23 protein-coding genes and 2 pseudogenes are annotated in these 24,440 nt (G+C 41.0%); 13 read left to right on the forward strand and 12 right to left on the reverse strand.

The genetic code is table 11. The features are described 5' to 3' along the window. Positions 1–201: 201 nt before the first annotated feature. The 3 genes from RS130_RS14175 to RS130_RS14185 all read left to right on the forward strand — a co-directional run bounded on the left by RS130_RS14175 (position 202) and on the right by RS130_RS14185 (position 4,088). On the forward strand, positions 202–492 hold the full coding sequence (locus RS130_RS14175) for a zinc-ribbon domain-containing protein (RefSeq protein ID WP_316026472.1): 291 nt from the start codon (positions 202–204) through the stop codon (positions 490–492). 50 nt (positions 493–542) lie between these two features. Further along, positions 543–689, forward strand: coding sequence for a hypothetical protein (locus tag RS130_RS14180; protein ID WP_316026473.1), 147 nt, complete (start codon positions 543–545; stop codon positions 687–689). A 258-nt stretch (positions 690–947) separates the two neighbouring features. Then, positions 948–4,088 (forward strand): HD domain-containing phosphohydrolase, encoded by a 3,141-nt coding sequence (locus RS130_RS14185; protein ID WP_316026474.1) that lies wholly within the window; start codon positions 948–950, stop codon positions 4,086–4,088. 87 nt (positions 4,089–4,175) lie between these two features. Here RS130_RS14185 and RS130_RS14190 read toward each other — a convergent pair whose 3' ends face one another. The 3 genes from RS130_RS14190 to RS130_RS14200 all read right to left on the reverse strand — a co-directional run bounded on the left by RS130_RS14190 (position 4,176) and on the right by RS130_RS14200 (position 7,285). Continuing rightward, positions 4,176–5,615, reverse strand: a complete 1,440-nt coding sequence (locus tag RS130_RS14190; protein ID WP_316026475.1) for a hypothetical protein — start codon at positions 5,613–5,615, stop codon at positions 4,176–4,178. Between the two features lie 32 nt (positions 5,616–5,647). Next, complete coding sequence (locus tag RS130_RS14195; protein ID WP_316026476.1) at positions 5,648–6,577, reverse strand: hypothetical protein; 930 nt, start codon at positions 6,575–6,577, stop codon at positions 5,648–5,650. 144 nt (positions 6,578–6,721) lie between these two features. Next, on the reverse strand, positions 6,722–7,285 hold the full coding sequence (locus RS130_RS14200; protein WP_316026477.1) for a TetR/AcrR family transcriptional regulator: 564 nt from the start codon (positions 7,283–7,285) through the stop codon (positions 6,722–6,724). 248 nt (positions 7,286–7,533) lie between these two features. On the opposite strand from RS130_RS14200, the gene RS130_RS14205 reads away from it, so the two are divergent. Next, positions 7,534–8,004 (forward strand): nuclear transport factor 2 family protein, encoded by a 471-nt coding sequence (locus tag RS130_RS14205; protein WP_316026478.1) that lies wholly within the window; start codon positions 7,534–7,536, stop codon positions 8,002–8,004. Between the two features lie 19 nt (positions 8,005–8,023). Here the strand turns inward: RS130_RS14205 and RS130_RS14210 are convergent, their stop codons facing one another. The 3 genes from RS130_RS14210 to RS130_RS14220 all read right to left on the reverse strand — a co-directional run bounded on the left by RS130_RS14210 (position 8,024) and on the right by RS130_RS14220 (position 10,773). After that, the gene (locus tag RS130_RS14210) at positions 8,024–8,824 is read right to left on the reverse strand and encodes a DUF3307 domain-containing protein (RefSeq protein WP_316026479.1); all 801 of its coding nucleotides are present in this window, start codon (positions 8,822–8,824) and stop codon (positions 8,024–8,026) included. After that, entirely contained in the window at positions 8,817–9,548 is a 732-nt protein-coding gene (locus RS130_RS14215) for a MarR family winged helix-turn-helix transcriptional regulator (protein WP_316026480.1), read from the reverse strand. Before RS130_RS14215 ends, RS130_RS14210 begins: the two co-directional genes overlap by 8 nt. A 139-nt stretch (positions 9,549–9,687) precedes the next feature. Next, positions 9,688–10,773, reverse strand: coding sequence for a hypothetical protein (locus RS130_RS14220; RefSeq protein ID WP_316026481.1), 1,086 nt, complete (start codon positions 10,771–10,773; stop codon positions 9,688–9,690). 405 nt (positions 10,774–11,178) lie between these two features. Here RS130_RS14220 and RS130_RS14225 point away from each other — a divergent pair, with 405 nt between their 5' ends. Next, positions 11,179–12,174 carry a phospholipase A gene (locus tag RS130_RS14225; protein ID WP_316026482.1) on the forward strand — a complete coding sequence of 332 codons (996 nt, stop codon included), beginning with the start codon at positions 11,179–11,181 and terminating at the stop codon, positions 12,172–12,174. On the opposite strand, the gene RS130_RS14230 is transcribed toward RS130_RS14225, so the two are convergent. The 4 genes and pseudogenes from RS130_RS14230 to RS130_RS14245 all read right to left on the reverse strand — a co-directional run bounded on the left by RS130_RS14230 (position 12,169) and on the right by RS130_RS14245 (position 15,546). Then, complete coding sequence (locus RS130_RS14230; RefSeq protein ID WP_316028064.1) at positions 12,169–12,768, reverse strand: CorA family divalent cation transporter; 600 nt, start codon at positions 12,766–12,768, stop codon at positions 12,169–12,171. The genes RS130_RS14225 and RS130_RS14230 overlap by 6 nt on opposite strands. Further along, the gene (locus RS130_RS14235) at positions 12,749–13,078 is read right to left on the reverse strand and encodes a CorA family divalent cation transporter (RefSeq protein WP_316028065.1); all 330 of its coding nucleotides are present in this window, start codon (positions 13,076–13,078) and stop codon (positions 12,749–12,751) included. The genes RS130_RS14230 and RS130_RS14235 overlap by 20 nt, the downstream gene beginning before the upstream one ends. A gap of 68 nt (positions 13,079–13,146) precedes the next feature. Beyond that, positions 13,147–14,028, reverse strand: coding sequence for a mechanosensitive ion channel family protein (locus RS130_RS14240; protein ID WP_316026483.1), 882 nt, complete (start codon positions 14,026–14,028; stop codon positions 13,147–13,149). Between the two features lie 82 nt (positions 14,029–14,110). After that, a pseudogene (locus RS130_RS14245) lies at positions 14,111–15,546 on the reverse strand (cryptochrome/photolyase family protein). Positions 15,547–15,691: 145 nt separating this feature from the next. Between RS130_RS14245 and RS130_RS14250 the strand changes: the two are divergent. Further along, on the forward strand, positions 15,692–16,885 hold the full coding sequence (locus RS130_RS14250; RefSeq protein ID WP_316028066.1) for an FAD-dependent monooxygenase: 1,194 nt from the start codon (positions 15,692–15,694) through the stop codon (positions 16,883–16,885). A 9-nt stretch (positions 16,886–16,894) separates the two neighbouring features. Here RS130_RS14250 and RS130_RS14255 read toward each other — a convergent pair whose 3' ends face one another. After that, complete coding sequence (locus RS130_RS14255) at positions 16,895–17,290, reverse strand: DUF3718 domain-containing protein (protein WP_316026484.1); 396 nt, start codon at positions 17,288–17,290, stop codon at positions 16,895–16,897. A gap of 267 nt (positions 17,291–17,557) precedes the next feature. On the opposite strand from RS130_RS14255, the pseudogene gloA2 reads away from it, so the two are divergent. The 6 genes and pseudogenes from gloA2 (at position 17,558) to RS130_RS14285 (ending at position 21,283) form a co-directional block, all read left to right on the forward strand. Then, a pseudogene (gene gloA2, locus RS130_RS14260) lies at positions 17,558–17,946 on the forward strand (SMU1112c/YaeR family gloxylase I-like metalloprotein). 119 nt (positions 17,947–18,065) lie between these two features. Beyond that, the gene (locus RS130_RS14265; protein ID WP_316026485.1) at positions 18,066–18,821 is read left to right on the forward strand and encodes a DUF1800 family protein; all 756 of its coding nucleotides are present in this window, start codon (positions 18,066–18,068) and stop codon (positions 18,819–18,821) included. Between the two features lie 11 nt (positions 18,822–18,832). After that, the gene (locus RS130_RS14270; protein WP_316026486.1) at positions 18,833–19,435 is read left to right on the forward strand and encodes a DUF1800 family protein; all 603 of its coding nucleotides are present in this window, start codon (positions 18,833–18,835) and stop codon (positions 19,433–19,435) included. Positions 19,436–19,437: 2 nt separating this feature from the next. Continuing rightward, a complete protein-coding gene (locus tag RS130_RS14275; RefSeq protein WP_316026487.1) occupies positions 19,438–19,959 on the forward strand; it encodes a DUF1501 domain-containing protein in 522 nt (173 codons plus the stop codon). A 16-nt stretch (positions 19,960–19,975) separates the two neighbouring features. After that, positions 19,976–20,587 (forward strand): DUF1501 domain-containing protein, encoded by a 612-nt coding sequence (locus RS130_RS14280; RefSeq protein ID WP_316026488.1) that lies wholly within the window; start codon positions 19,976–19,978, stop codon positions 20,585–20,587. 21 nt (positions 20,588–20,608) lie between these two features. Next, positions 20,609–21,283, forward strand: coding sequence for a hypothetical protein (locus RS130_RS14285; RefSeq protein ID WP_316026489.1), 675 nt, complete (start codon positions 20,609–20,611; stop codon positions 21,281–21,283). Positions 21,284–21,344: 61 nt separating this feature from the next. Here the strand turns inward: RS130_RS14285 and RS130_RS14290 are convergent, their stop codons facing one another. Next, positions 21,345–21,944, reverse strand: a complete 600-nt coding sequence (locus RS130_RS14290; protein ID WP_316026490.1) for a pseudouridine synthase — start codon at positions 21,942–21,944, stop codon at positions 21,345–21,347. A gap of 227 nt (positions 21,945–22,171) precedes the next feature. Here RS130_RS14290 and RS130_RS14295 point away from each other — a divergent pair, with 227 nt between their 5' ends. Beyond that, on the forward strand, positions 22,172–24,397 hold the full coding sequence (locus RS130_RS14295) for an NADP-dependent isocitrate dehydrogenase (RefSeq protein ID WP_316026491.1): 2,226 nt from the start codon (positions 22,172–22,174) through the stop codon (positions 24,395–24,397). Positions 24,398–24,440: the final 43 nt, after the last annotated feature.

Raw genomic sequence — 24,440 nt, forward strand, 5'->3', positions numbered from 1 at the left:
ACCATTGATGAGGTCATTTCGCGCAATGACTGATAACAGTGCTTGCCCCACGTTTAACTGCGTTTTTCTTTATGACAAGTTTTTACGCTAGGCAATCCCTATCAATATAAAGTAGAAACTGTGAGTAAAAAACTTTGCAAAGTTTCTTTGTTTTAGGCACAGTTCATAGCCTGTTTAACAGGGAATGAGGCGAGGATAAACATGAGCTTAGTTAAATGCGTGGTGTGTGAGTATGAAATATCAGACCAGGCTGCGTACTGCATTAAGTGTGGACACCCATTAAACAACAATCAAACCTCATCTAGCGATATTAGTGGAATTTGGCATACTGTTACCCAAACTCGCACGCCAATAAATATTTTTGCATTAGCGATGATGGCGTGCGCTTCGGTGCTCGGCGCTAGCGCGACGCAAATTTCAAATTGCTATTCTCTTACGGCTTTCACTTATTCTATTCACTCTTTTATTGCCGTTTCAGGGATGTTCTTTTAGCTATTTTATTTTCTCGAAAGGGGATCTATCACCCAAAGGAACTCGATAAAGTGAGCGTGAAAACGTTAGCTGATCTTGGTAAAGATAAGCCGATAATTGCCGCACTTTTGATCGTGACTATGATGTCAGCCTACGGGTATTACCAATACACTATTTCTGATCCATGTGTAGTTGGCACTGCGGCATCTGGCAAATAAATATGCACCAGTAATGGTAAAGGTGGGCTCAAGTAACGGTGAGATGTGTCGTTATGCTTGTAGGGTAGAAGAATTGGTTGGCAGGCAGTGTTGCGCTGAGATGTCAGTGACTTTGTATGAGCACAGTGTTAAGCCTCTTATCAATAGATGGGGTGATTGTTGTTTGATGTCATTTTATTATTGCTAGATGGCTAGTGATTATCATTATTTTTTTGAGGGAAACATGGCTATATTAAAGCGGGTTCAAAAAAAGGATTGTTGTCTATCCGGTTGACCGTAGTCGCGATATTTGTCATTGCAGTATCCTTTACGGCATTTATCGCTATTAGTTTACAGTATTATTTTAGTTATAACATGGCCGTGGAGTCGACCACAAAAGTGTTTAATATAACGACTCAAAATACTTCAGAGAATTTAACTTTACTGAACAGTAATGTAGAAAATACATTGCAAGTTTTGTCACATAATCCAGAACTAAAACAACTGTTTTTTAGCCGCCAAAATAAAAAAGAACTAATTGACGTCATGCTAATGAATCCTAGTTTTTATGCCATTTATATAGGGTTGAGCAATGGTGATTTCAGTGAGATTATTAACTTAGATGCCAGCCCCATTATACGTTCACAAATTGGTGCAAAGGCAATCGACCGATGGGTGGTCATCGATATCGTCAGTGAACAAAGTGGCAAGAAAAAATACACCCATTTTTATAATGAGGCCTTCAAGAAAAGAGAAACTACCGTTGTACCTACTACTTACGAGCCTAAAACGAGGATGTGGTTTTCCCGTGCATCAGAAGATCAGGTATACAAAACAGCGCCTTATCTATTTCAGAACTTACAGGCTCCGGGCCAAACTTATTCTCTCAAACTACCTAATGAAAATAGCGTATTAGCGATAGACATTGCGTTGTCTTCATTATCGTCTTTATTACGTTTTGAAGACCGTCAAGCAACGACTCAATTAGACGTTGAAATGTATTTGTTCCAGCAAGATGGGGAGCTAATTTCGTCAAACCAAGAGCGGCTTGCCGAAGAGATAGCCATCCCTAAACCCGTTGCATTACCACTCACTGATGAGCAACAAGCATTGATTAATAAGCTTAAAACGGTAACGGTGTCTAATGAATTAGATTGGGCGCCAATTGATTTTGCTATATCGGGTAATCCTAGTGGCTACAGTATAGATATTTTAACCTTAGTATCGCAAATGACGGGATTAGAGTTTAACTACATCAATGGCTATACATGGCACGAGTTAGTTGAATTGTTTAAAAACAATAAGATTCAAGTGTTAAACTCCGCTTATCAAAATGAAGATAATCGTCAACTAGGCTTGATGTCGGAACCTTTTCTAAGTTCACCTTTTTCGATTATTACCATGAAAGGCAAAGCGGAAATAACGGCTTTACAACAATTGCATGGTAAAACCTTAGCCATTTCGGCTGATTGGGCTATTGCTAAGCACATTCAACAACAACATCCTGAAATAAAATTGGTGATTTTGCCGTCGGTTAACGATGTATTGCGGTCGGTAAAAAATGAACAATATTATGCTGGCATTGATAATACCTTTATTTTGCAATATTCAGCGAAACAACTTTTTATTGATGACCTTCAATATCATACGAAAGTTACAGACAAGGTCGTTGAGTTGACTGCAAACTTACACTTCGTTTTGGCCAATGATCAACAACAGTTAACAGACATTTTTAATTTAGCAATAAGCCACATCACCCCAGCGCAAAAACAAGCTATCACCAAAAAATGGTTGTATAACTCACAACAATTTTCAGAGTTAGATCATATGGGGGTCGTTCCTTACAAAGAGCTTGTGTCCTATGCAAAAGCAGGGCAGAAACTGGATAGCTTGTATTCGGTGACAATCGATGGTCAAGATAAACACCTTTATTTGAGTAAGTTAAATGGTCATGATGAGTATTTTGCATTGCTCATACCTGATGACGTTTTGTTTAGTGATATTAAAGATAAAGTAAAAATATCCATTATTGTTACCGGTGTTATGTTGTTGATATTACTGCCGCTGTGTTGGTTCTTCTCGATTCCTATCGTGAATCCAATCAAGCATCTCGCCAAACAAAGTACTAGGATCAAAAACCGTCAGTATGATCAGTTTGAAGCAACCAATAGTTATATTTTTGAAATTGATGAGTTGGCAAAATCTATGCAAGAAATGTCTGATTCAATTCAAAGATTTCAGCAAGATCAAAGTAATTTGATTGATGCTTTTATCGAGCTAATTGCGCAAGCTATCGATGATAAATCTCCGTATACGGCAGGGCACTGCAAAAGGGTCCCCGAGCTTGGTATGTTGTTGGCTCAGGCCGCGTCAGACTCGCAAATAGACGCTTTTGCTCAATTTAAATTTACTAGTGAAGAACAAATTAGAGAGTTTAAAGTGGCAGCTTGGCTACATGATTGTGGCAAAATTACCGTGCCCGAACACATTGTGGACAAAGGTACCAAACTAGAAACTATCTATAACCGTATCCATGAAATTCGTATGCGCTTTGAAGTGTTGTGGCGAGATACTGAAATTACTTATCTAACAGCGTTGCAAACTAATCCAGACGCTCAAGCTGAGCTGTTAGTCGCAAAGCAAAACACCCAAAAGCAGTTGCAGGAAGATTTTGCTTTTATTGCTAAAAGCAATGTTGGCGGGGAGTTTATGCATGCAGACGATATTCAAAAATTGACCGAGCTGTCAAAAATTACTTGGCAACGATATTTTGATAATTCGTTAGGCTTATCGCCTTTAGAAGAATTGCGTATTCACGGATCAGATACCTTGCCGGTAACTGAATTTTTGCTGATGGATAAGCCAGAACATATTATTCAGCATGATAAACCTATTCACTATAAATCTAGTTTGGGAATCAAAATAACTCCTCCCGAATATCGCGCCAACATGGGAGAGCTGCATAATTTATCTATCTCTAGGGGGACCTTAACGAAAGAAGATAGGTTTAAAATTAACGAACATATTATTAGTACTATAAAAATGTTAGATAATTTACCTTTCCCAGAAGAGTTAGCCAATGTGCCCAGATATGCATCGACTCACCACGAAACTCTAATTGGTACGGGTTATCCGCGCAAATTGACTGCAACCGACTTAAGTATTCCAGAACGAGTTTTGGTTTTAGCCGATGTTTTTGAAGCATTAACCGCGGCAGATAGACCCTACAAAAAAGCCAAGCCGTTAAGTGTCGCGATTAACATACTGCACCAGATGGTGTTAGATAAACATGTGGATGCAGATATATTCAAACTCTTTTTGCGTTCAAAAATTTACCTCGATTATTGTCAGAAATTTTTGCCAACTGTGCAAATAGACGAAGTAGATATCGGCTTTTACTTGGATCACAATTATACATAGTGTGGCAATGACAAGTCTTACTTTTAAGGAGCGTAGCGAAGGGCTAATTCGCTACGACTTAGAGTGAATAGCGGCGACTATTGCAGTCTATTCGCCGCTCTGCTCATTGCAAAGGCTTGAATTGAGGCTGTTGCGACAAAGCCGCCAGTATCCGGAGAACTCAACTGTGACGGTATTATTTGCCTGCAGATATTCGTAAGGCACGGGTATCTCAATCACACCAAAAAAGTTGTCCCGAGCTTTACCATTTAAGTTTTGGTCATAGCCCCTAAAGTCACTCGGTATTGTCAGAGCGTTACCATTTATGCTCACTGTGGGTTGTAATGACTTTCCATGTTCTCGGCCTATCCCCAAACGTAACATAGCTTCTCCTGTAGAGCCTTTGCTTATGCCGTTTATACTAAAGTTAATGGCCGAATCAGCGGTGATAGCTTGTTTATATGAAGTGGCATAATGCTTGGTCTCGCTGTTGGTTTGATCAATCGTGATAGCTGCATCAAGCGTTAGCTTAATAACCATAGTTGAGCCCCCGTTCAGGGTAATACTGCTACCTAAGTTAGGTAAAGTCGATTCCTCTAGCGTCATCACTTTGTCACTATCAGTCACTAGGTGTTTGATATTTATGGCGTTAATGCTGTTGCCATCAATACCTAGGGTGTGCAAATTAAACTCTGTGTTTTCCACTTCTAGATTATTTAAAATGATATAAGCGGTGTCGTCAGCAACATATGCATCTACCAGAATATCTGCTTCTGCAGACCAAGTGTCGACTCTTGTGCCGTTCACGTCCGACCAAAGTTGATAAAATTTCACTAAGTCAGAGTACACCCAGTCGGTATCACCGGTTTGTTCTGTGGTGCCATCTCGTTCGAACTGTTGGATCATTAAACGTGGGCCATATGGGTGGGCTGTTCGCCCCCATTCCGCTTTGACTACAATAAACGGAATCGCTTTCTCGATGACATCTGGTCGTTCCAAAAAGCCCATTAACATTGAGTTAAAGGCTTGAGTTTGTAGGGTATTACGAGAGGCGGTCCAATCATTATTGAACTCGCAATGCACGGCCGCACCATATTCAGAAATAATCACGGGTTTCACTTCGCCTAGTTTTATCATGCTATAACCTTCTAGCATGTCCATCGTCGCTTCCATATTACTGCCGCGACGGTATTTCTGTTTATTGTCGTGACATGGAAAGTCATATAGATGAATTGAGTAAACATCCATATATTCGCCTGATGTATCAATGAATAATTTGTCTCGTTCTTCCCAGCGCTGAAAGTTATCTTTATCAAAGTCTGGGAACGCCACTGTGTAGCCTGCAATTTTGACATCGTCAAGGGCTCGGACTTTACGCACTTCCTTGGCGACAGTATTGTGAAACTCAAAGATCTCTAGCGCTGGGACTTCATCGGCGTCATCTTCGCGTTCTGTGATTAATGGGTACAGTGGTTCATTCATTACTTCAAAATAGCTAGGCATGGGTTTGCCAATATCACTGCCACTGGTTTTATAAAATGTAGACATAAATTGCGCGGCATAATGGCCTGTTGCGGTACCTAATGGCTCACCTGTTGTGTTGGTTGTAGAAAATATCCAGGGTTAATACCGGTCACTGGATTGTTATCTTTGTCGCCTTCTGGATAGTAAGGGAATTGTTGTAACCCGACTACCATATCTAGCCCTCGAGACTCATGTTGCCTAGCATCAATGTACTTGTCGTTGGTGTTGTTACTGTATATCCACTTATCGTTGTCGCCTCTTGTTTTACTCGCTACTTCATCAACAAATCCTAGTCTAGCAGGATCTTCTGGTAAGTTTCTTAAGGCCCAGCCAAAACTACCGGTATCACGACCAAAATAGACATCATAGTCAGTGACAAAATTAGGCATTAAATCAGGATCTTTATTCTTCGCATGACGAGAATGTGCATCGTTTTCACCCCAACCATTTTCTGTGGTGGATGCATGTATGGTAATAAACTTCTGTCGGTCAAATGTAGCAATGCCACCGACACTGTGTTTCATATCAAGGTTAACTTGCACCATGGGTAAAGTAGGGGCTGGTTGTTCCATAGTGGTAGCTGAAAATGTGTCTTTGATGCCTCCAATCGTGAGCTCGGCCTGAGTCTCTGTGGCATAGTTGTTGGAGGTGGTTAACCTAACCGTTACAGTTTGCCCGTTAATCACTGTGCCTGTAGCACTAGTATAACTGCCGTTAGCTATTTTATATTCACCCCCACTGATACTAATGTTCGACGGGGCATCTATACCGCTGACGACAATACTATTCGATTCTAATGAGGCGGATAGGGCTGAGTGGGTTAAGTCGTTAAAGTGATAACTATTTGGTGTAGTGTCATTCACTATAGGTGGTTTAGTCGTGGCGGGTGTATTACTCCCACCTCCTCCACAACTGGCTAGTCCGGCAACGAATAGGGTACTTGCTAGTGTTTGGCTAATGTTATTTTTATAGAATATCGACTTCATACTGGCTACCTATTAACTATATTCCTACTAGCATGCGCAGAAATTTGTAAATTAATTGTTGCTAGTGTATTACGAATTTATATTTTTATATACAGTTAATTGTTGACAATTCATGTGGTATGGCTATCAGTAGGACATGCTAGGTTACTTTTGGTTTGATAATAGTGTGACGGTTGTTGCTAACAGAGCGATCGTGTGCTGATTATCTTCGCCACTTTGTACTCTAATAATTGCACCGTCAATAGCCATGACAATTGCTTGCGCCTGTGCATGACGAGAGGTTGATGCAGGAAGCTTTGTCATAATTAATGCGGCCACATCCCGTTTATGCTCGGCGACTTTTTGTTTCACTGTAGGCAACGTCTGGGCAATCTCTGACAAGCTATTGATAAAAGCGCAGCCCCTGAAATAGTCTTGGCTAAACCATTCTGTGATGGCGGACTCTATACCGTTGACTAACTCCTTGGCCGAGTTTATGTGCTGGCTAAACCATGTAAGCCAGATCTGATGACGGTAGTCTAAGTAAGCTAAGATGAGCAAGTTCTTGCTAGCAAAGTGGCGGTAAAATGTTGTTTTTGTGACCTTGGCTTGAGCAATGATGAGGTCAACACCAGTGGCTCTAATACCTTTCGAATAAAATAAATCATGTGCTGCAAAGAGTATTCTTTGCTTGGCACTGCTCGGTGGTTGGCTAGCGGTTAGTAGCATTCACTCTACCTTGTGAAATAAATCAGTTAACTAAGTAACCTGAATCTTGGATAAGCCAGAACCTCTGAATAACGCTATTTTTGTGTCTAGTAGTGTTGGATCGTTTAGCTTAAACGATAATTCTTATCCTGAACTCAGGTTAAGTAGACAAGTCGGTCTACTGTGTGTAATCTATTTATGTAGACTGACTTGTCTACATAAGTTTTTGCATTATGGCATTTAATTACTGACCTTAACAAGGATTAAACATGAACCCTACACGCCCACCCCTCCCTCCGTTTACTCGAGAAACTGCGATCCAAAAAGTGCGTATGGCTGAAGACGCTTGGAATAATCGAGATCCAGACAAAGTGGTACTGGCCTACAGCGAAGATACGATTTGGCGAAATCGTAACGAATTTCCAGTGGGTCGTGCCCAAGCTCACGCATTTTTAACTAAAAAATGGGCGACTGAACATGAGTACAGATTGATAAAAGAGCTTTGGGCTTATACAGAAAATAGAATTGCAGTGCGTTTTGCTTATGAATGGCATGATGATCAAGGGCAATACTATCGTTCTTATGGCAACGAGAATTGGCAGTTTAACGAACAAGGCTTAATGACGCATCGTTTTGCCAGTATTAATGATTTGGCGATCGATCAGTCACAGCGAAAGTTTCTTTGGCCACAAGGAACACGTCCGGCAGATCATGCAAGTTTGTCTGATTTAGGATTATAGGGATGTAGGCTTGGCAACCTTATTTGCTCTGTCCTATGGGGAGCTGGCTCACAATCGCTGCCACACCTAAGCCAATTAAAATGGTAATAGTGAAGCTGGTTAGGGTGCCAAGCATTACGTACTCGGTCATTTTTTTGTCTCTGTCTCGACTTAAGTCACCGAACCTAAACACGGATTTAGCGGCTAATAAAAAACCAATGGCTGAAAATTGATTCAACAAAATAAAGGTTATTATCAGTATTCTTTCTAAATAACCAATACGTTTTCCTGCTGATTGTAAGTCGCTATGCGTGGTAGTCGTCGATTGAGTTTGCGTTGTCCCGTCGGCTTGCTGTTTTATTGATGTGCTCCAAGGACTTAACAATATAGTGATGACGATGGATGTGGGTTTGAGGATCAGTAAATAGCCGATGATAACCGCGGCTTGTTGATAACTAATATGGTTAGTAGACAGTAATGACGACACTTCTGATAGCGTGTTGGTAGCCATTGCCCAAATGATGATGAGAATTACCAAGTGGGCCAGTTGATCGAGTATAAACGTCACTGAATTTTGTTTGCTATATGATTTGACAATATCTATGACCAAGTGGCTGCTCATGACGATGAAGCTATACAGCAAGCATGCTAGTACACTTTGTTTACTCAGTAACACAAAGATACATAGGGTAATTACGCCATGTACAGCTACGTGGTAATACAAGTCTGGTGACTTATAATGTTTGGCTAAACGCTGTTTGACCCATACGTTAGGTTGCAAGTAAAAATCGCCCAATATATGGCCGATAATAAGTCCCATCAATAAGGTTAATTCAGACATCTGTAAACTCCTCGGCCAGACAGTTTTCGAAGTGACGAATGTAGTCCACTATTAATTGATATCGGCAGGCATTAAGAAGCCGAGTGACGTTGCTTCGTGTTTTGTTAAGTGTCTTGGCAATGGCGTCATGTGACTTGTCCTCTGATCTTAGATAGCAGAGCAGTACTTCTGATTGAGTCGTGGTTAGGTCGGCCAAGTGATTATCTAAAAACTTAGTGAGTAAGCCTATTTTAGTTTGAAAGTTGGCTTGACTAGTATGTATCGTCAGTAGATTTCCTTTGATTTGATCTAATCCAGTTCCCGACAGTAAAAATGCTTCGCCGGTAGATATTTTCGTTTTAGCTCGAAGAGCAGTGGCTGTGCCAATTCCTATACTTTGTCGAGCTGAAAAACTAGGTTGGCAAATTTTAAGGGCTAACCTGAGTATAATTGCCGAGCTTATTGACATGCTAGGAGTCGTAAATACGGCTTGAAATGCATCGCCTCTGAATAGATCAAAATTAATTTCTGTTTTAGTGGCAAACCAAGAAAAGGTTGTTTCTATGGTCTGTAGCATGGTGTCGTAATACTGCGGAGCTATTTTCTGTGAACCTACTATGTCACCAGTTAAAACAGCAATCAGTTGTTTAGTCACTATCTTTAATCCTACGCTATACAAAATCGAACGATTATCGATGTTGCCAGATTTAATCACATTTAGCAATGTGATTGAATTTAGTAACATTGGTGTATGTTATCCATTTCACTCACATCGAGGGGCTTTAATGTGCAAGTGGGCTGGGCGAATTGTCATCTAAATAACCTGTCATTGTGAGACAACCCGAGGTCACTGTGCACAAAAAGTGCGATAGCAAAGTATAGAGCTAACTATGACGGGATTTCAATTGGCTAATTTCTTGTTGCGCTTTTTTCAATTCACGTTCCATTTCTTGCCGGGCATCGATCATTTCATTTGCAATCATGGCTAAATATTTAAACTCGGCAAAACCTTGTTTGCGTTCATCTATATGCTGATACTCACGTTTGCAGCGATAAAAAAACATCACAAAAGTTGCAAAGGCTTTTTGTAGTGAGATAAAACTCTTAACCAGCAAAATGATCAACGTCACTAAGGTTATGCTCATGATTAAAAAGCTAATTCGTTCGATTTTACTTTCTTCTGTGGCGATACTCTGCTCAATATTCTTGTTAAGTAACGTCAGTTTATTTTCCACTTGATGAGCTTGTTGACGAAATTGACCTCTAAGTCCAGCGTTATGATCGAGGCCGATCATTTTTTGGGTTTCAACCAATTGCATGAACTTTTGCTGATAGTTATCTAATAACAGTAACTCTTTATGTTGATTGTTGGAGGGCTTGGATAACTCATCCCGTAACGTTTGATAAGTCCGTATTTCTTTTGCTACATATTGCATGTCATGGCGCAGTAAAAAGTCTTTTTCGTGGCGTCTAAGTTGCAATAGTAATATCTGTAAATAGCTTTGCTTGCTGGGATCTAGTTGTTGCTCTAATTCATGAGTGGCTTGACGGAACTCACCTTGATACCCTTGATTTTCATCTAAACCTATATCTTGCATTAAAATGGTTAAGTCTTTGAAAAGTCTGGTGTAGCTATCGAAATAAGTTTGTACTTGGGCAAATTCTTGGCTGGTATCGGCTGAATAAGTGAAAAACGCTTGCAGTTGGGTGGTACCTTGATTGAATTGCTCTGCCCGTAACACAAATTTCTCTAGGTACTGATTATTATGTCGCAACAGAAAGTCTTTTTCATGACGCCTTAATTGTAGTAACTCATTGTTTAGACTTAACAATAAGCGGTTTTGGTTATTTAGTTTTATTAAGCGCTGCGTATTGTACAGTTGGTTAGCTGCCAAAATTGACATACCCACAATACACACTGAAATGATTATGATTAAACGGGATTTAATAGAGCCTTGATTCTTCTTCATCACTTTTTCACATTTAAAAAACCATAATATAGCTTGCCATAAAAAGATGAAGGATTTGTTACTATTTAACCTGAATCCTGGAAAAGCCGAACCTCTCGATCATGCTCTTTTGTGTGCCTAGTGGCGTTGGATTGTTTAGCGATAACACGTTGTTATGTACAACACTCCGCCTTGCTAAACACGAAAAATTTCGTTACCGGATAACATTTAGCTGAGGTTATTTACAACCCACGATCCCCAGTCAACGTCTCAGAAATATTGCTCATTTTATGCCGTCTCCATCTTGAAACGTAAAACCAGTGGTGGCTAGCAAAAATAAATTTTTATGACCGAATGACAAGGCACTTGCATTGTGGGGTTATCTAGGCAAAATCGGCAATTGTTATGTTTTGGAGTAGGTGATTAATGTTGTTTAGGTTATGTTTGTTATGTTTAGCGTTGCCCAAATTAGTGTTTGCTCAGCAACATAGTGCATCCACTGAGTCAGAAAAAAGTAACGTAGATGCATGTTTACTAGTGGCGGTGATGCATGCTCGCCCAGAACAAACAGTGGGAGAGCTTAGAGAAGGTTGCGCTAATAACAAAACCAATCGGGTCAAAAAACGCTTGGTTTTAGAAAAAGAAGCGGCGCAAAATCCGTTTGCTATTTTACCTCACAGACCGAATTACTTATTACCCGTTACGTTAACGTCGATTAGACGTGCTCCCTATCAAGATGTAGCAGTGGGGCCTAAGTTAGATAACTTAGAAGCCAAGTTTCAAGTATCAATAAAATACTTGGCTTGGGAAGACTTCATATTTAGAGATTTAGATATGTCTTTTGCTTTTACAGCCACTAGCTGGTGGCAATCTTATAATGACGATATTTCGGCACCATTTCGTGAAACCAATTACGAACCAGAAATGATACTCAATTATAATCACTCTTGGTCGTTAATGGGCTTGCCCGTAGAACAAACCTCCTTGTCTTTCAATCACCAATCAAATGGTCAAACGGGCTTGTTGTCTCGAAGTTGGAACCGCATTATTGGCAGTTTAGTATTTGCCCAAAGTGACAATATAACTTGGGGCGTGCGAGCTTGGTATCGCATACCAGAAGACGAAAAATTAGACCCTATGGCTCCCGAGGGGGACGATAATCCAGGTATTGAAAATTACATGGGATACGGCGAAATTGGCGGTTTGTGGAGTTTGTCAGATAAACACTCGTTAGAATTTATGTGGCGAAACAACATGCGTAGTGATAATCGAGGGGCCGTTGAGTTAGGTTGGTCTTTTCCCATTAACGGCAAATTACAGGGGTATGTGGAGTATTTTAATGGGTACGGTGAAAGCTTAATTTATTTCGATCAGCATACCCAAAGAATTGGTTTGGGTTTCAAATTAACCAATTGGTTATAGCCACTTTTTCCATATCATCAGTACACAAGCAACTAATGCCACTGCTGCCATGCATATCATTAAATGGATAAAAGCGTTGGGCTCTTCCGTACCCGGTAAGCCCGCGACATTCATACCAAATACGCCGGTAAGGAATGACAAGGGCAAAAATATTGCGGTGACCAGAGACAATACGTACATTCTCATGCCTTGCAATTCGGCAATTCTATTACGTAACTCGTCTTGTAACACCATGGCTCGCTCACGGGCTAAATCTAATTCTTCCACATACCGAGTCATTCGGTCGGTTTGATCTCTTAAGTCAAATGCTTGTTGCTGGGAGAGGGATTTATTGAATCGATAAATGGCATCTAAGGCGTCTCTTTGTGGTGATAAATAACGTCTAAGTGCAGCTGATTTTCGGCGCACCAAAGACAGTTGATATCGATCTTGTTGGTTTATACCTTCACGGGATTCAAAGCTGGTTAGGTCTTCATCTAATTCATCTACAGCTTCGCTGATCCGATTGGCTATCTTAGTAATCAGGTCTAGCACTAAATCCATAGGATTATCGGGTATGATACTTTGTTCAATTTCATCTTTTACGTCTTGCACCGAGAGCAATCGACGATCTTTTTCTTCTTGCAGAAATAAGTCTATTTGGCGTGACCCATAGTCGTAATGAGACCATGTCTTCTGGATCGGTGTTAGGGTTGCGATTAATACCTCTAAGATAAATCAACATGCCTTCACCAAACTGCAACGCCTTAGGACGAGTTTCTGTGGTGCACAAAGCGTCAATAATTTCGGGCTGCACATTTAACTGTGTTAGACAGTATTCTGCATCTTGCGCATCAGCTTGTATATGTACCCAATTAAAGCTCTCTGGGGGGATTCTTTGAGCAGCCCTTGCATATCTAGCGATTTTGCGGGTTCATTAGGGTTAAGGCTTAACGCCCATAACAAGGCTTCGTGGTGTGCAACGCTCATCGATTAAGTCTCCTCTTTGGTGTCAGCCTGGTCCGTGGAAATAACTCGCAATTGCCCATCAAGGTGTACATCTCTTTGTGGGTAGGCGATGACAATGTTGTGCTCAGTAAACAATTCGTCAATTCTAAAGCGAATGTTACTTTTAACTAGGCGCATGTCACCTTCAACATTGGCGTTTAACCAAAAATAGGCAACAAACATTAGGGCGTTGTCACCGAAGTCGTCAAATATAATGGTGGGTTTGGGGTTGGTCAGGACTTCAGGTTGTTCTTTGACACTTTGTTCGAGTAGCGCAGCCACTAATTTTACTGGTGAGCCATAAGCCACACCAATGGATAAAGTAGAACGGGCTCTTGTATCGATTAAGGTCCAGTTAATAACGGTGTTTTCCAAAAGTTTACTGTTTGGGATCAGCATATGCACCCCATCAGTACGCCTCACACGGGTAGAACGAGTGTTAATTTCTTCCACTATACCTTTTGCATTCTCTACTTCCAAAAAATCGCCTATTTTAATCGGTCGTTCCCAAATGAGTATCCAACCACTGATAAAGTTATTAATAATGTTCTGTGCGCCAAAACCAAAGCCAATAGCAATTGCACCCGATAAAAAAGCAAAAGCGGTGATTGGCACATTGAGAAAATCTAAAATGGTGATAGTTAATAATATGATGGCCAATACAGAGGCGACTCGTCTAACTAAGTGCACCATATCAGCATTAGATCCATTGCTGATCAGCTTTTTCACTATCATATTAATCAGTATTTTAGTTAGCAATATGCCCGCTAATACTAAGGCTGGGGCAACAATTAACTCACCTAAGGTAAAGTCATGTTCTAAAAGGGTAAACAACTTGAGGTTAAATACATCTATAATTTGTTGCATGTAAAGTAGACACTCTCTGTGCTTTTATGGGATCAGCTAATCATGCCTTTCAATAGAATAATTGCCAATGTAATTTTTCTTTTTACAACGCAGCTTGTTTAGCATGACTCAATGCATCTAACGCTCTTTGTCTTGTCGCCTTTAAATCAACCATTGGCAAAGGATAGGTTTGCCCTAAAATAACATTGGCTGATAACAATGTATCTTGGCTGGCTTCCAGGGACTATGGATATATTTGTTCGGTACTTTGGCAAGCTCAGGACAATATTGCCGCACGTAATCGCCATTCTCATCGAACTTTTGCCCTTGAGTGACGGGATTAAAAATTCTAAAGTAAGGTGAAGCATCGGCTCCAGTGCCTGCAACCCATTGCCAGCTAGCACTATTCGACGCCAAATCAGCGTCTAACAAACAATCCCAAAACCAACGTGCACCTTCACGCCAATCGATTAATAAGTTTTTGACCAGAAATGAGCCCACTAACATACGTACTCTGTTATGCATTGTGCCTGTTTGCCATAACTCTCGCATGCCAGCATCTACCATAGGAATACCCGTTTGACCTAGCTGCCAAGCTTTCAGTGCGTTTGGATCAGATCGCCACTGAAAGTGCGTAAATTTAGGGCTAAAGTTTTGTTCATCAATAGTAGGGAAGTGATACAACAAATAGTAAGAAAACTCACGCCAGCCTAATTCACTGAGATAACAATCTAAGCCGATATGTTCAGTGTTGCCGTTTAATGCGTGGATCGCGGCATACCAAATTTGGTTAGGAGATATCTCCCCAAAATGTAAATGAGCAGACAGTTTTGACGTACCAGACATACTTGGCGTGTCTCTCTTCGCTTTGTATTGGCTAACCGGCTCTGGTAAAAACGCCATCAACTTTTCCGAGGCACCCTGCTCGCCAGGTTGCCACATTGTTTCCATTTGATGATCCCAGCCGATAGTCGGTAGCAGCGATAATCCGTCAATGCCTGTATCGTCTTGTGCATGATATTCGACAGATAACTGACTCGGTGCGGCGATAGGTATTCTAGGCGAAGGCTGAGATAAACAGCCTCTTCGATAGTATGGGGTAAACACTTTGTATGGCGTATCGTCTTTTTTTAATACCTGCCACGGCTCCCATAATAACGCGCCGTTAAAACTCTTTACTTCAATGCCTAGTGCGAGTAAAGCATGCTTAATTTCAGTATCGCGGGTTATTTGCCAAGGCTCATAACATCGATTCCACACGACTGTTTTAATATTATGTTGTATAACCGAAGCTAAGATGAGTTGCTTAGGATCACCCTTTTGACAGTGTAATTTTTGCTCTAATGATTGATTTAATGCCGTTAATGAATGATGCAACCACCATTTGGAAGCACCGCCCAATTGGTAATTAGCCGGGCATGTCTCGTCTAAAATGTATAAAGGTAAGACGCTGCCTTTTTCGGCGGCATAGCTCAATGCCGGATTATCTCGTAAACGTAAATCCTGTCTAAACCAAACGAGTGTTGTACTGTTAATAATTTTGGCCTTTAAAAATGAAAATACTCTGTACTTACGTAATAGCGAAAATTTAGATCACTCATGCTGGCTAAAATTGAGGTGATACATCATTCACAAAACTAGGTTACCATTCACTGTAGTGAAGAATAAAGATTTGAATAACAGTATGAAGAATTATAACGTTGCGATTGCTGGGGCTGGGATAGGTGGGTTATGTGCAGCTATTGCTTTAACCCAACGAGGCAGCAAAGTTGCTGTTTATGAAAAAGCAGAAGTACTGACAGAGGTGGGGGCCGGTTTGCAACTTAGCCCAAATGCGATGCAGGTGTTAGATGAGCTTGGCGTAGCAGATCCATTAAAAGCTTTAGCTTTTGCACCTCAAGCAGCGGTCATGCGACATTTTAGCAGCGGCGATGAATATTTATCGATACCTTTGGGCGCAAGCTGTAAGCAACAATACGGAGCTGACTATTTACATATTCACCGTGCTGATATACATAGCGTATTGCTTCAAGCCTGCATTGATTTAGGGGTTCACATTCATCTTGGGCAAGGTATAACAGGTTATCAAAACCTTGCTAATAAGGTGTCTATTGAGTTTGAAAATGGTGACGAACAGTACGCTGATATTTTGCTTGGAGCCGATGGTATTCGTTCAAATGTACAAGCGTGCATGCTAGGGTCTCAGCCCGCAGATTTTACTGGGCAAGTGGCTTGGCGGGGAACGGTGGCCACCGAGGACTTACCCAAAGACTTAATTAAACCGAATGCTAATTTGTGGGTTGGACCAGGTAAACATTTCGTAAGTTATTATTTACGAGGTGGTGATTTGGTAAATTTTGTCGCGGTTGAGGAGCGCTCTGATTGGCATAACGAGTCATGGCATGAAGCGGGAGATGTTGAACAGTTACGCAATACGTTTAAAGGCTGGCATCCTGAAGTCACGACCATACTCAATGCTACCGACGCTTGTTTTTTATGGGCGTTATACGGGCGTAAGCCGTTAGATAGATGGGTTGACCAAAATGTGGCTCTGTTAGGTGATGCTTGTCACCCCATGTTGCCATTTTTAGCGCAAGGAGCTGCAATGGCAATTGAAGATGCCTATACCTTGGCTCAATGTTTACATACACATGAAAGTCGTCAGCAAGCATTGCTAAACTATCAGACAATAAGGAAAGGCCGTGCCAGTAGGATCCAACAAAACGCAAAGAAAAATGCGGCTATGTATCATATGTCAACGCCTGTAGAGCGAGTAAAACTAGCGGTATTAAGAGGATTGTCTGCGGTAGGGATAAGTCAATTTATAGCGGCTAACAAACTGGATTATATCTATGGATACAATCCAGTTAAGTTATGAAATTAAATGTTATAGGCGGTCTTCTAATGCTGCAAAAAGCGGTGAGCCATTTAAACCATTTTCGGTAGCCCATGCTACGACTGTTTTGCCGTCTTTTTCAGGAGAACCTAAATCACTTTTAGGCATTTTTTTGATCATTAATGTGCCTGTTTCTACCGCGTTATTTAGCATAGCAGTGCGAATTAAACTATTACCTCCGCATGATACACCAGAGTAGTAGTCTTTTATTCGTAAGCTGAAGTCAGATTGAACACGTTTCATTTTTTTCCGCAATTCGCCTTTGTCGTCAGCTTTAACAATGGTGCAAATATTTTGTAGCGCTTCACCTACATTGGCTTGAGCGTTATTCGCAATAACAAAAAGAGTAGTTGCAATTAAAATAGAAGTTTTAATATGTTTTAGCATGATCCCGTCCTCGGTGTTTAAATCGGTATTCAGTATCTCCAGAAACCATGACAGGTTTGTCTGCTTGGTTTCGATGGAACAATTAAACACCGCTTTGGCGAATTAAAAAATCTATCTGTTAATACTTAAGTATATATTGCAATAATTGAAAAACATTAATGACGTATTCTTTACAATTCTTCTGATTTAATTGAGCCTTTGTACTTGCGGCCTAGTTAACCGGAGGTTAAATTCACTAGCTTAGTACTTTCAACTTAAGGAGAACCTGTGTTAAACGCTATTCACCATGTAGCCATTATTTGCTCAAATTATCAAAAATCTAAATTTTTCTATGTGGACATTTTAGGGTTAAAGGTGATTGCAGAAAACTACAGAGAAGCACGTCAGTCGTTTAAGTTAGATTTAGCATTACCCAATGGCAGCCAACTTGAGTTGTTTTCCTTCCCTAATCCTCCTGCCAGACCAAGTACGCCAGAGGCTCAGGGATTAAGGCATTTAGCCTTTTGTGTCGACTCAGTCGAACAAGTCGTCGTTTATTTAGAGTCTAAGAATATTGCTGTAGAACCCATTAGGGTCGATGAATTTACCCAAAAAAGTTCACTTTTTTCAAAGATCCCGATGGCTTACCATTGGAGTTGTATGAAGCGTCAAGTTAGATTGTTGCACTGCAGACTAGTGAGAGAAGACATTGTAAAAAACGTGTAAGGATTATTGCTTATTTGTTAGCTCGGCATACAGTAATATCCTTGTTTTTTTACTCTGAAGAGTGTAAACGATGTCTAGGACCCACGCTTTTATTGCAGCTAATCGTTTTGGATACGGCGCGAATGATAGAACAATTCAGCAAATTAAGGACCAACCGCAAGGGTGGCTGTTGGCTCAATTGAGCGCAGATATCGCAACCCATGAACTACAATCTCTCAATACGCCATGGAGTAGTCAGCTTGCCACCAAGCAATTGAATGTCTATATACAACAAAAAAAACAAGAGAAAAAGTCTCGCCTGTTAGAACAGACAAATATGATGGCATTGGCCAGCCAAACCACGCAAAAAGAAATAGACAAACAAATTCGAACAACGACTAACAATACAATTTCACATCTAATTCAAAGTGACAACCCATTTTTTTGGCGTTTAACCGACTTCTTTTCCAATCACTTTAGCGTAACGGGTAATGGTCCTTGGATGCGGGCGCTGGCACCTACTTTAGAACTAGAAGCCATTGTGCCTAACATTTCAGGTCGATTTGAAAATATGTTATTGGCAGTAGAGAGCCACCCAGCCATGTTAGTTTATTTGAATAACGATCAATCCGTTGGCCCCAACTCAAAAGTGGGTAAAAGAAGTAAAGGTAGGAAAGGCTTAAACGAAAACTTAGCAAGAGAGATCTTAGAGTTGCATACTTTGGGGGTCAATGCTGGGTACAGTCAAACTGATGTGATCGAATTGGCTAGGGCCATCACAGGTTGGGGCATAGTGAGAAATGGCGATGGCAGATTTTCATTCAAATCTGTTTTACATGAACTATAGGTCGTCGTAAGGTGTTTGGCAAAACCTATAAAGCAAGTGGAGTAGAACAGGGGATTCAGATTTTTAAAGATCTGGCATCCAATCCAAACACTGCACAGTTTGTTTGTAAAAAACTGGTCAAACATTTTATTAGTGATGAACCGCCCCAAGAACTGGTCGATGCTATGGTAAAGGTGTGGCTGAAAACCCAAGGGGCGTTACCTCAAGTGTTGGCTGTGATGCTAACAGATCCGCTAAGTTGGTCACACCACAATGCCAAATTTAAAACTCCACGAGAGTTTTTGATTTCAACATGCCGTGCCTGTGGAATGAATAGACTGAGGCCTGATTTTGTCAAGAGCTTAGGGATTTTAGGACAGCAACCTTTTGCCGCTGGTTCGCCAGCTGGATACGAAGATAGTCAAGAGTACTGGGCTGGGCCTCGGGCAATGATGGGCCGAATTGAATGGGCTGAACATGTCAGTAAAATGGCGAAGAAAGCGCCAAATGAGTTAGCACAGCAGGCCTTAGGACCGCTAATGCAAGAGCGCACTAGATTGTCGATTGCTCGGGCGGAAAGCAAGCAACAGGCGATAACATTATTTTTGATGAGTCCGGAGTTTCAAAAAAGATGAGTATGCAAAGGCGAGATTTTATAAAAGCAAGCGTGGCAGGTTGGATTATTTCTCACACAGCGGTGCGACAAGTACTGGCTAAAACACCTGGATCAAATAAACCAAGTAAAAAAATAGTTTGGGTAATGTTAAGGGGGGCAATGGATTCATTGCATGGGGTATTGCCTATAGGTGATCCTGACTTTATGACACATCGTAACTCATTGGTGGCGCCTATTGCCGATCAATTATTGCCTATAGGTAAGGGCTTTGCGTTACACCCAGCTTTAAAAAATTGCCATAGCTGGTATCAAAATAAAGAATTGTCGCCTGTGATCGCTGTTGCATCAGGTTATCGAAAACGCTCACATTTTGATGCCCAAGATCACATGGAAAGTGGCTTAAATACAACAGACTATGATAGCGGTTGGTTGGCCCGGGCAGTTGCCGCATTAAATGGGTATGGTTTGGCTATTTCTCAAACCATACCCATTGGCTTGCGGGGAGAAAATAGTACACAAACCCTGGTTTCCGGCGCATTTTAACTCATCAGAAGATGACATGATTGATCGGTTGCGCTCACTTTATACTGGTAATCAAGAGTTTACTGATTTGTTAGAAAGCGCAATCAGCAACCGAGATATGTTAAGTATGGATAGTGAACGTCGCAAAAGGCCTAATTTTTCATATTTGGCAAAGCATTGCGGCAAAATACTTAGTCGAGACGATTCTGCTAATTGTGCCATGTTAGAGCTAGGAGGGTGGGATACACACAATAACCAAGCGCAGCGTTTGAATAGACAATTCAAAATACTTGATGATGGTTTAGCTGAACTTAAACTTGCTTTAGGCGATACGTGGAAACATACAGTGGTGATGGTGACCACTGAATTTGGTCGCACTGTCGCCGTAAACGGCACCAAAGGTACAGATCATGGCACGGGCTCTACTATGTTTATGTTAGGGGGAGCGGTGAAAGGTAAACAAGTGTTAGGCCAGTGGCCAGGACTCGCTAAAGCCAACTTATATGAGGGGCGAGATTTGATGCCGACCAGCGATGTAAGAAGTTGGATGGCGAGTGTTTTATATCAGCATTGGAATGTGTCCTTAGCGAACATTGAGAAAATTTTTCCTGACGTTAAACCTATTGCTCAGGCTATAATAAGGGCATAGTACAACCGACCGATAAGAGCAATGAACGAACACTATGAGAAAATGTGGCGCCAAGGGATGGCTGCTTTTGAACAACAGAAATTTAATCTAGATAAACAAATTGGCAGTCTGGCTGATACTCGTCGTGGTATTACCTTACTAGCGCGTTTATCTCAACCAGTTAAAAACACCGCCACGCAATTTTTAACTGAGTTGAATGAGATTTGTCCCGCACAGTATTGTTACCCTCAAACCGACATACACTTGACCATTATGTCTATTGTGTCTTGTCATTCTGATTATATTTTTGATGCCGCAACAGCTAATCAGTATTTAGTGGCGCTACAACAGCAGCTAGTCGGTATGCCTATTATGACTGTGGACTTTACAGGTATTACTGTGTCTGATGCTGCGGTGCTGTTAACAGGCTATACCAGCCAAGAATATTTAATGGGGCTTCGTAGCAAAGTTAGAGAAACGGTATTGAATGCTGGGCTGCATCACAGCATGGATAGCCGTTATCGTATCGAAACGGCACACTCAACAATATTTCGATTTTGCAAACAGCCCGAAAACAGTCAAGACCTCATTCAGTTTTTACAACGTAATAAGCATCGCAAGTTTGGGGACATGCGAGTGGATTCGTTAGAATTAGTCTTCAACGATTGGTATCAAACAGAGGCCCACACCAAACTGATTGGAAAAATTAAGCTGTAGCGACGTTGTCGATGCAGCGGTTAATAAACGCGACAAATACTAGGGCATGCTTTAGCATGTTTTATATCACTATGTATTCGCCATTTTCAATTCCGTCAATTGTCCAATTTCCAACACGGTAACGAATTAATCTAAGGGTAGGGAAGCCAATATGGGCAGTCATACGTCTTACTTGGCGGTTGCGGCCTTCGGTAATGGTAATAGTTAGCCATGTAGTGGGAATATTCTGTCGAAAGCGCACTGGCGGTGTTCTTTCCCACACATCTGGGGCATCCATAATATTTACTTTAGCGGGTGTAGTCAGGCCGTCTTTTAAAGTTACCCCTTTTCGAAGTTGTTCAAGGGCTGATTCAGTGGGTGCTCCTTCAACTTGTACCCAATAGGTCTTTGCCGTTTTATGTTTAGGAGACGCTAACTTGTTTTGTAATTTACCATCGTTAGTTAAGACCAATAGTCCTTCGCTGTCTTTATCCAATCTTCCTGCCGCATAAACTTCGGGTACAGGAATGAAGTCTTTTAATGTTTGCCGGCCTGCTTGATCAGTAAATTGCGTTAATACGTTAAAAGGTTTGTTAAATAATATGATTTTACGGGCAAGAGTTGGGGGCTGCGTTTTGTTTGCATCGCTTTTTATGGCTTTTTGTCTAAAATTTTTCGACATCGTCTAATACTAAAAGTAAATTTTTGCTAAAATACCGGCCGACTAGTGTGATTTAGAATATATATTATGCAAGCAAAACTTGTACTTAATAAATTTAGCCATATATTATTTACCACCTATTTAGTCAGATCTTTTAATTTTCGGTACTAAGCTACTATTCATTTTATCGCCATTTATTGATTGATAAATAACGATATTGATGCTTGACCATTAACATGAGGCCCATAATGACGATTTCTAAGTCAAAGATTATCTACACCAAAACGGACGAAGCACCTGCTCTAGCAACTTACTCTTTACTACCGATTGTGCGTAGTTTTGCGGCCAGTGCTGATATTGAAGTAGAGCTTAGCGATATTTCTTTAGCCGCTCGTATACTAGCCGGGTTTGCTGATAAATTACCTGCTGAACAAAAAGTGCCAGATGCATTAGAAGAACTTGGCCAGTTAACGCAAGATGCGTCGACTAACATTATTAAATTACCTAACATCAGTGCTTCTATTCCACAATTGGTTGCGGCGATTAAAGAGCTACAAGCCAAAGGATTTGCGTTACCTGATTTCCCAGAAGTAGCTAAAACAGACGATGAAAAAGACATTAAAGCTCGTTATGCAAAGGTACTAGGTAGTGCGGTAAATCCGGTTTTGCGTGAAGGTAACTCAGATCGAAGAGCGCCGGCAGCGGTTAAAAACTATGTTAAAAATAATCCTCATTCAATGGGAGCTTGGGCTAAAGACTCGAAAACTCACGTTGCACATATGCAAACAGGATGTTTTTACTCATCAGAAAAATCAGTGACTGTTGCCAAAGCTGGCCATGCAAAGATTCAACTGACAGATAAGAGCGGCGCAACGACTGTGCTAAAAGATAAAGTAAATTTATTGGCCGGTGAAGTGCTTGACGCAAGTTTCATGAGTAAAAAGGCTCTTTGTGCGTTTTTTGAAAAAGAAATTGCAGACGCTAAACAGTCAGGTGTTTTGTTTTCATTACACATGAAAGCCACCATGATGAAAGTATCTGATCCGATTATTTTTGGTCACTGTGTAAAAGTATTTTTTAAAGATGTATTTGCAAAACACGGTGATTTGTTTGAAGAGCTTGGCGTAGATACTAAAAATGGTTTTGGTAGCGTGTATGAAAAAATTGCAAGTTTACCGGCTGACAAGCAAGCTGAAATAGAACAAGACATTGCAGCTTGTTACGCAACGCGTCCTGCTATGGCGATGGTTAATTCCGATAAAGGGATTACTAATTTACACGTGCCAAGTGACATCATTGTAGATGCATCTATGCCAGCTATGATCCGTAGCTCTGGTCACATGTGGGGGCCTGATGGCAGTGAAGCTGATTGTAAAGCGACTATTCCCGACACAACTTACGCCACTATTTATCAAGAAACAATTGATTTCTGTAAAGAGAATGGGGCGTTTGATCCAACCACAATGGGGACAGTACCAAACGTTGGTTTAATGGCTCAGAAAGCCGAGGAATATGGGTCTCACGACAAGACTTTCGAGGTTCCTGCGGATGGTACAGTACAAGTTATTGACCAAGACGGTGTTGTGCTACTTGAGCATGAAGTGGAAGAAGGGGATATTTGGAGAGCATGTCAAACCAAAGATGCACCTATTCGCGATTGGGTTAAGTTAGCAGTGACACGGGCTCGTCAGTCGAATACACCAGCGGTATTTTGGCTAGATGAAAACCGTGCTCATGACGCCCAGCTTATTGCTAAAGTAACTACATACTTAAAAGAGCATGATACTGACGGGTTAGATATTTCTATTAAAACGCCAGTTGCTGCGATTCGTTTCTCAATGGAGCGTGCGGCTAAAGGCGAAGATACTATTTCAGTGACAGGTAATGTCTTACGTGACTACCTAACTGATTTATTCCCAATCATCGAGTTAGGCACAAGTGCTAAAATGTTATCGATTGTTCCGCTTATGGCTGGCGGAGGTTTATTTGAAACGGGCGCTGGTGGATCTGCTCCTAAGCATGTTCAACAATTTGTTGAAGAAGGGCATTTACGTTGGGATTCATTAGGTGAGTTCTTAGCGTTGGCTGTTTCTTTAGAAGATTTAGCAATTAAAACAGATAATGCTAAAGCTAAAGTTTTAGCGGCGACTTTAGATAAAGCAACGGAAACCTTGCTGACTAATGGTAAGTCTCCATTACGTAAAGTGGGACAACTTGATAACCGAGGTAGTCATTTCTACCTAGCTTTATATTGGGCAGGTGAGTTGGCATCGCAAAGTGATGATCAAGCATTGGCGGACAAGTTTGCGCCTTTGTTTGAGAAACTAAGTGCCAATGAAGCAACAATTGTTGCAGAAATTGATGCAAGCCAAGGTAAACCCGCTGATATTGGTGGTTATTATTACCCAGATGACACGTTAGCTACTAAAGCAATGTGCCCTAGTGCAACATTAACAAATGCCCTTAACGCTTGATAGGGAGTGTTTGAAAGCACCTTTTAACTACTTAATGGTTAAA

The sequence above is a fragment of the Paraglaciecola aquimarina genome (genome assembly GCF_032464635.1).
In the GTDB taxonomy this organism is placed as follows: Bacteria; Pseudomonadota; Gammaproteobacteria; order Enterobacterales; family Alteromonadaceae; genus Paraglaciecola; species Paraglaciecola aquimarina.